General features: G+C 70.7%; 5 protein-coding genes. 1 reads left to right on the top strand and 4 read right to left on the bottom strand.

All coding sequences use genetic code 11. From position 1 onward, the window contains the following. Positions 1-55 precede the first annotated feature (55 nt). From ACFTZC_RS35300 to ACFTZC_RS35285, 4 genes are all read right to left on the bottom strand, one after another. A complete protein-coding gene (locus ACFTZC_RS35300; protein WP_382896995.1) occupies positions 56-1411 on the bottom strand; it encodes a family 43 glycosylhydrolase in 1356 nt (451 codons plus the stop codon). Between the two features lie 174 nt (positions 1412-1585). Beyond that, positions 1586-3133, bottom strand: a complete 1548-nt coding sequence (locus tag ACFTZC_RS35295) for an AbgT family transporter (RefSeq protein ID WP_382896993.1) — start codon at positions 3131-3133, stop codon at positions 1586-1588. Positions 3134-3163: 30 nt separating this feature from the next. Next, on the bottom strand, positions 3164-4489 hold the full coding sequence (locus tag ACFTZC_RS35290; protein ID WP_382896990.1) for a CapA family protein: 1326 nt from the start codon (positions 4487-4489) through the stop codon (positions 3164-3166). Continuing rightward, positions 4486-6378, bottom strand: coding sequence for a CocE/NonD family hydrolase (locus tag ACFTZC_RS35285; RefSeq protein ID WP_382896988.1), 1893 nt, complete (start codon positions 6376-6378; stop codon positions 4486-4488). The genes ACFTZC_RS35290 and ACFTZC_RS35285 overlap by 4 nt, the downstream gene beginning before the upstream one ends. A gap of 58 nt (positions 6379-6436) precedes the next feature. Here ACFTZC_RS35285 and ACFTZC_RS35280 point away from each other — a divergent pair, with 58 nt between their 5' ends. Then, the gene (locus ACFTZC_RS35280) at positions 6437-7558 is read left to right on the top strand and encodes a DUF5937 family protein (RefSeq protein WP_382896985.1); all 1122 of its coding nucleotides are present in this window, start codon (positions 6437-6439) and stop codon (positions 7556-7558) included. Positions 7559-7588 lie beyond the last annotated feature (30 nt).

Here is a 7588-nt window from a genome sequence, read left to right as displayed (position 1 = left end):
GGCACGAGTTCTCCGCCGGCGCGGCCGCCCCTCCTCGACGGGGTACCGCTCGGTGTCACCCCCGAGGAGCACCGGGCCGCTGCACGTACAGGCGGTGGCCCTTCGGTCCGGTCCATTCCAGCCGTACGACACCGGGCACCGCGGCGTCCGCGAGACGCGACGGGTCGGACCAGTAGCCGAAGTTGGGGTTACGGAAGAAGGTCCCCCAGAGCTGCCCGGCGCTGTCCACGAAGAAGTTGTTGTGGCCCGCGCCGACCCCCGCGGTCCACCGCTCGGAGTACGGTCCCTCGAAGCGGTCCGCGACGGCGACGACCGCGTCGTACTGGTACTGCGTCCGGCCGCTGCCGGGCGGGACGTAGGCGTGTCTCGGGCTGCCGTCGGGATCGATCGAGGTCCGGTCCCACGCGGCGTGCAGGAGGTAGTACTTGCCGCCGTGCTTGAAGACGTACGCGCCTTCGAGATACGGCTCGGGAGAGTACGGCGTCTGCCGGAACCTGGGGAGGTTCGTCGTGGTGACGATGTCCTCCAGGTCGTCCCGGAACTTCGCGTACAGGTCGTTGTGGAGTACGAGCCAGGCGTCGTCGCCCTCGGAGTAGAAACTGCCGTCGATGTGGTGGTAGGCGCCGGGCTCGATGAACGCCGGGCCTCCGGTGACGGGATCGCCGAACGGCTTGTCGAGGTTGCCCTCGACGAGCCGGTACGGGCCCTCCACCCCGCCCTCGCTCACCAGCATGAACGAGCCGACCTTCCGGGAGTGGTCACCCATGCACGCGACCATGTACCACGTGCCGCGGAAGTAGTGCAGCTCCGGCGCCCATGCCTGGCCGCGCTTGCCGAACTGCTCGTCGTACCAGTACTCCTGCCAGGGGGCGACCACCGTGCGGCCCGGCCGGTTCTCGCCCACGAACTCGGGCGACCACACCTTGCCCTTCTCCGCGCGGGGCCGGATGCCGGTCGTGTCGGCCAGCTTCCACGGCCCGCGCAGGGACCGGGACACCCACACGAAGATGCCGTCGTTCCACGGGCCGGCCGCTTCGAGCCCGGGTACCCGGGTGGTACCGGTGGCCACGTACAGCGGACGGCCGTCGACGACGAAGCAGTTGACGTAGGTGTCCCGCATCCAGACCTGGCCACGCGCCCTGTCCCGGGGGCGCGGTTCGAGCGGGAGGACGAAGGAGTTGTCCTCCCGCGGCCACAACTCCGGCCGGGCGTCCGCGCGGCCGTACGGCGCGGGAGCGGGCCAGTTCTCCGGGTACCGCCCGCCCTGCGCGGCCCGCGGGACGGCGGGCCGCGCGGGTCCGTCGGCCCGCGCGGTGGCCGCGGGCAGTGCCGCCGTCACCGCGAGGGATCCGGCGGCACCGGCCAGCAAGGACCGCCGGCCGACGTGCGGTCCGTTCTCGGAACTGATCATCAGTCACGTCCCTCTCCGTCGTCCAGGACGCCGGTGCGCGGCCGGAGAGCCGTCCCGGGGTGGCATTCCGTACAGCATGCGAAGGCCCGCGGATTTTCGTCAACACTGCGGAAAATTAATCCGGAACCCCCGTGGCGCGCTCTCCCGCGACGGCCGCCGGGGCCCCTGCCCGGGTCAGTGGACCGGCGCGCCGGGACCCAGCGGCAGCCCCAGGGCGTACCAGAGCGCGAACAGCGCGGTCCAGGCGACCATCATCGCCAGCGCGGCCGGAAGCGTGAACGACACCAGGGTGCCGATGCCCGCCTTCTTCCGGTACGTCTGGAGGTAGCCGACGGTGAGCACGAAGGTCGCGCTCATCGGGGTGATGGAGTTGGTACAGGAGTCCGCGATCCGGTAGACCGCCATCACCGTCGCCGGAGAGGCGCCGATGAGCATGGTCATGGGGATGATCACGGGCGCCAGCAGTGCCCACAGCGCGGTTCCGCTGGTGATGAGCAGGTTCAGCACGGCGATGCCCGCGATGAGCAGCATGAGGACGACGAAGACCGGGGCGTCCAGCCCCCGCAGGACCTCCGCTCCCCGTACCGCGACGACGGTGCTGATGGAGGTCCACTGGAACAGGGCCAGGAACTGCGAGACCGCGAAGAAGAGCACGAGGAGCGGCGCGACCGACTTGATGCCGTCCGCCATGAAGTTCGGCAGATCGGACGAGTGGGTGAGCCGGCCGGTCCGGTACGCGTAGGTGGCTCCGACGACCAGGAAGAACAGGCTCAGCACGAGGGCGATGCTGTTGAACAGGGTGGAGTCGAGGATGGCGCCGTGCTCGCCGCGGAGCGGGGAGCCGGCCGGGATCATCCCGACGACCAGCAGCCCCAGGAAGAGCACGGCGACAACGCCGGTCGACCGCAGCGCGCGGAGTTCGGTCTCCTCGGGAACGGCACCGGTCCGGGCTCCGGTGGTCGGGCCGGCGGCGTCGCTGTCCGGGACGAGTTCGTGCTCACGCCTGGCGAGGATCTTCTCCGTGACCACGGTGAGCACGATCGCGAGGACGACCGCGGAGACGGTGGTGAAGTAGGTGTTGTCGGTGGGCCGGACGACCGTGTCCGGGTCGACGATCCCCGCCGCCTCGGTGGCGATCTTGGCGAAGATGACATCGCCGGGCGCGATGAACGGGTTGGCGTCCCCGGCGGCGTTGATCGACAGGAAGCCCACGATCATGCCCAGCATGGGGGATCGGCCGACCGCCTTGAAGACCATCGCCGCCAGCGGTATGAGGATGACGTAGGCGCTGTAGGAGAGGAATTTCGACAGCGCGCCGGCCAGGCAGACCGTGAACACGGCGTACCCGGGGCTCACCCGGCCCAGGGCGTGCCGGGCCAGCGACTCCAGCATGCCGGAGCGGTCGGCGACGGCGAGGCCGAGCATGATGATCATCATGGTGCCCAGCGGGCCGAAGGTCAGGAAGGACTCCTCGGCGCCGAGGATCAGCTCACGGATCGCGTCGACCGACAGCGCGTTCCTGACGGGGGACGGATCGCCGGTCGCGGGGTCCAGGACCGAGACGCCGGCCGCGGCCAGGATCGCGCTGGCGACGGCGACGACCCCGAACAGGATCGAGAACAGCCAGAACGGGTGGGGCAGCTTGTTGCCCACTCGTTCGATTCTGTCCAGGAAGCGCGTGAGCCCTTCCGAGGTGTGCGTGGGATCGGGCGTGGTGATCATTTTTCTGGTTCCTTTACCGGAGGGTCGCGCTCACAGATCGATGCGGAGGGTGCCTTGACCCTGGTCGAGGAGGATTTCGGTACCGTACGCCCGCGACAGCCCGCGGAGTCGGCCGAGGATACGGGCCCCGGCGGCGGCGTCCGCGACCCGCGGTGTTCCCCGGTCGGAGTGGTGCGGTGTGTCGAAGGTGAGCGTCAGGGGGAGAAGGGCGATGTCGAGCACACCGTCCCGGGTGAAGGCGAGGGTGACGGCGACGCTCTCGTACCAGACCGGACCGGCGAAGGGTCCCTTGATCCGTTTCTGTTCGAGCATCTCGCCCGGTGTGTGCCGGGAGGGGTCCAGGCCGGTGCGCCGCCAGGCCTCGCGCGTCAGCGGGAACTGGCGGTTCTGCAGGAAGACGAAGTTCCCGAGCGAGTAGAAGATCGGCCGGTTCCGGTACACCTCGATGCCCCGGAGCTGGTGCGGGCCGTGGCCGAGGACGACATCGGCGCCCTCGTCGACGGCGGCGTGCGCGAGATCGTGCAGGAAGGGCGGCGGCTCGGTGCTGTAGTTGCCGGGCTCGTGGGTGTGGAGGGCGACCACGGCGAGGTCGGCGCTCTGCTTGGCCTGTCGCACACCGGTGCGCAGCGCGGCGATGTCCTCGTCCTCGACCTGCCAGTGCGGTCCGGCCCGGCCTCCGGTGCGGTCGGTGGAGACGAACGCGGTCCCGCCGAGGGTCACGGAGCCGTCCCGCGCGTCGGCCTTGCGCGCCAGGTGGTGGAGGGAGGCGGGCGGAAGGCCGTCGCGGATCGCGGCCATGGCCCGGAGCTCGTCGGGGTGGACGGCGAACCACTTCCTCGTGCGCAGGCCGTTGATGCCGGGGCGGCCCGGCACCATCCCGAACGGGTCGCTGGCGAGCGACATGGCCTGGTAGCGGGTGGCCGCCGAGACCAGCGCGACCCGCCCCCGGCGGGTGGAGAGGTAGCGCGGGGCCCGTGCGGCGGTGAGCGATGCGCCGGCGCCGGCGTGGACGAGTCCGGCCGCGTCGAGGACGGCGCTGGTGGAGCGCAGCCCGGCCACCCCCCAGTCGGTGGCGTGGTTGTTGGCCCGCGACACCATGTCGATGCCCATGGCGCGCAGATCGGCACCGCTGCGGACCGAGGTGACCAGCCACGATCCCCCGGGCTCGGCCTCCGGCCACCCGTCGAAGCGGTCGAAGTCGATCGCGGTCGTCTCGAAGTTCCCGATGGTGGCGTCGGCGCCGCGCAGGGTGTCGAGGAGCCGGGGTGCGGTCGCTTCGAGGCGGGGGGTCAGGACGTCGTCGTCGAGGACGAGGTCACCGACGGCGGCGAGGGTGATTTCCGTACGGTCGTTCACGCCGGCTCCTCCGTGAGCACGTGCAGGGTGACTGTGGAGCGTCCGTCGACGTACACCCGGTTCGTGGCGACGACCCGGCGCCGGTCGGTGGTCTCGGGGGCGCCGGTGCCGGAGTTGACGTCGAAGCGGGGGAAGTTGCTGGAGCTGATGTCGACCCGGATCCGGTGGCCGCGGGCGAAGAGGTTGGCCGTGTCGGGGGCGTGGACCGTCACGTCGTAGAGGCGTCCCGGTTCCAGCGGCGACGGCGACTCGAACGAGTCCCGGTACCGGCAGCGCAGGATGCCGTCGGTCAGGTTCATGGCGAAGCCGGCCGGGTAGTCGGCGCTCGGCGGGTGTACGTCGATCAGCTTGACCGTGAAGTCGGTGTCGACGGCGGTCGAGGAGACCGTGAGCCGGGCGACGACGGGGCCCGCCACGACGACGTCCCGTTCCAGCGGAGCGGTCTGGAAGGTGAGGACGTCGGGCCGGGAGGCGAGCGGCAGCCGCGACCCCGTCAGGGAGTAGGTCCGGTCGTCGGGTCGCTGGTCGAAGGCCCCGCCCGCCATCACGGGCTCGCCGGACGTCACCTGCCCGCCGATCGTCGGGACCGGGTCGCGGGGATCGTGGTCGTACTCCAGGTACCCGGCGAGCGCCCCCGGCTCCGGGGTGAGCCCCCCGGGCTCCGTGGTGAGCCCCCCGTCGGCGGTGAGACGGAACTCCGCGGTGTGCGCGTGCTCCGGCGGCCAGGTGGAGCCGGCCAGCCAGCGTCCGCCGTGGTCGAGCCGCCCCTCGGCGGTGCGCCTGCCCGATCCGCCGCCCATCCGGAAGTAGCGGACCGCCGGGTCCCGCGGCGGCGCGGAGGACAGCCGCGCGTCGAACCAGTCCGCCCTGAACTCGGCGTAGTCCGCCGCCAGGTTGCCGTCCAGGGGCGCCTCGGGGCCGAAATCGACGTCCCCCGCGTAGGAGACACTGCGCCGGCCGTGGGTCCACGGTCCGAGGACCAGATACGCCGGGCTGGTCTTGCGGGCGCCGAGTTCGTGGAAGTTCTCGACCGCGGTCCGGATGTACGGGTCGTACCAGCTGGAGATGTGCAGGCTCGGCACATCGGGGAACTGGTCGAAACGCCCCCGGCCGTAGATGCCGAGCTGCTGCCAGTACGGCCCGAACCGGCCGTGCTCCCACTGCTCGAACAGGTAGTCCTCGTACTCGGGCGCGTGCCGCAGCGGCGAGTGCCCCCGCCGCCAGGGCAGATGCCGGAACCACTCCTCGATCGACTCGCTCGCCAGCGCGGCTCCCCGCACCGGGTCGCCCAGTGTCGCCGCGCTGGTCCTGGCCCTGGCGAAGGCCCACGTCGCCTGCTTGAGCTCGAAGGCCCCGCCCAGCCGGACCCCGGTCTCGTAGGCGCTGGCGAAGCCGCCGGAGTCGAGGAACATCGCCGAGAGGGACGGCGTGCCCAGCGAGGCGAGCGCGCTCTGCGCGTGGGCCGCGTAGGAGACCCCCATCGTGGCCACCCGCCCGTCGCACCACGGTTGCGCCGCGATCCACTCGACGGTGTCGTATCCGTCCTCGGCCTCGTTGAGGTACTTGACGAACGTGCCGCCGGAGTCACCACGGCCGCGGCAGTCCTGCCGGACCACGTGGTAGCCGCGTTCGACGAAGCGCCGGCACACCGCCTCCGGCGGGGGCGGGTTCCAGGATTCGAAGGCGCCGTCCGAGCCGCGTGCCGTGCGCCGGCCGTAGGGCGTGCGCTCCAGCAGTACCGGCCGCGGGCCCGGGTCCGGCCCGGCCGCGTAGACATCCGCGGCAAGTGCGGCTCCATCGCGCATCGGCACCTGGACCACCCGGCGCCATCCGGATCCTGGCTCCGGGACCGCCTGCCAGCCGTCGTCCCTGCCCGGGCTCTCGACCACGTCCGCTCCTCGCGTCGTTGTGTTCACCGATGAGCCGGGACTGTAGGTCGCGTTCGCCGTGGTGAGCGCGATCGTTACCGCGAGGACGACAACTGTTGACTACAGTCGTCGGATGCCAGTGCTGCTCGACCTCAGGGGCGCGAAGAGCTCGGACGTGACGATCGGAACGTCACCGATCTCCGAGCTCCAGGCCTGCCTGCACTCGCTGGCCGAACCCGACCACCACCTCGACTCCCAGTCGTGGCTGATGAAGACCGACGCGTCGCTGCCGCGGGAACTGCGGCACCGGCTGACGCGGTTCGCGCCGCTCTGGGCACGTCGCCGCTGCCGTCTCCTGCTGCCGCTCAGTCCTCCGCTCGACGTGGCGGTGGAGACGGAGATCGACCGCGTCGCGCACCTCCCCGAGCAGGCATTTGTCGAGGCCGCCGCCTACGCGATCCAAGGCGGGTCCTTCGATCCCAGGGGAGCGGTCACGCGGCCGGACGAATTCATCGCGGCGTGCGAGGCGCGCTCGTTCTCCCGCGGCGAGCTGGCACGGTCGTTGACCGACGATCCGGAGGCATTCCGCGGAATTCTCGTCCGGACGCTGGAGGACTCCGTGGAGGAGTTCTTCGCGAAGGAATGGGAGCGTATTCAGGCCCGGCTGCGGGACGAGGCCGACCAGACGCGTTCCCGTTTGCACGGGCTGCCGCTCGCGGAGCTGATCTCCTCGGTGAGCCCGGCGGCGCGGCCGGTGCAGGACGGCAGAGGGGTGCGCTTCGACAAGCTGCAGAACCTGACCGTCCCGCTCCGCGGGAACCATATTTTCCTCGTCCCGAGCATTCACGGCCGCCCGCACCTCATCGTCCGGGGCGAACCGGGATTCCCGGTGGTGGTGAATTATCCGGTGGCCTGGCGTGGCCAGCCCCCGTCCATCGACGAGGTACGCCGACGGCTGACGGTCCTTTCCGACCCGGCGCGCCTGAACCTGTGCCGTCACATGGTCAACGAGGCGATCACGACCTCGGATCTGGCCCGTCGCACGAATATGACGCGCCCACAGGTCTCCCGGCATCTCGCGCAACTCCGCTCCGCCGGGCTGCTGACCTCGGAGAGAAGCGGACGGTACGTCTATCACCGTGTCGATGTACAACACCTCATGCAGATCGGTGTGGAACTTCTCCGGGTGATAGTCCGGTAGAACAAGAGATGTGGATGAGGTACGGGATAT

The sequence above is a fragment of the Streptomyces sp. NPDC056987 genome (assembly GCF_042673865.1).
GTDB lineage: Bacteria > Actinomycetota > Actinomycetes > Streptomycetales > Streptomycetaceae > Streptomyces.
The sequence above is the reverse complement of the archived record's forward strand: the minus strand, read 5'-3'. Positions and strand labels throughout refer to the sequence as shown.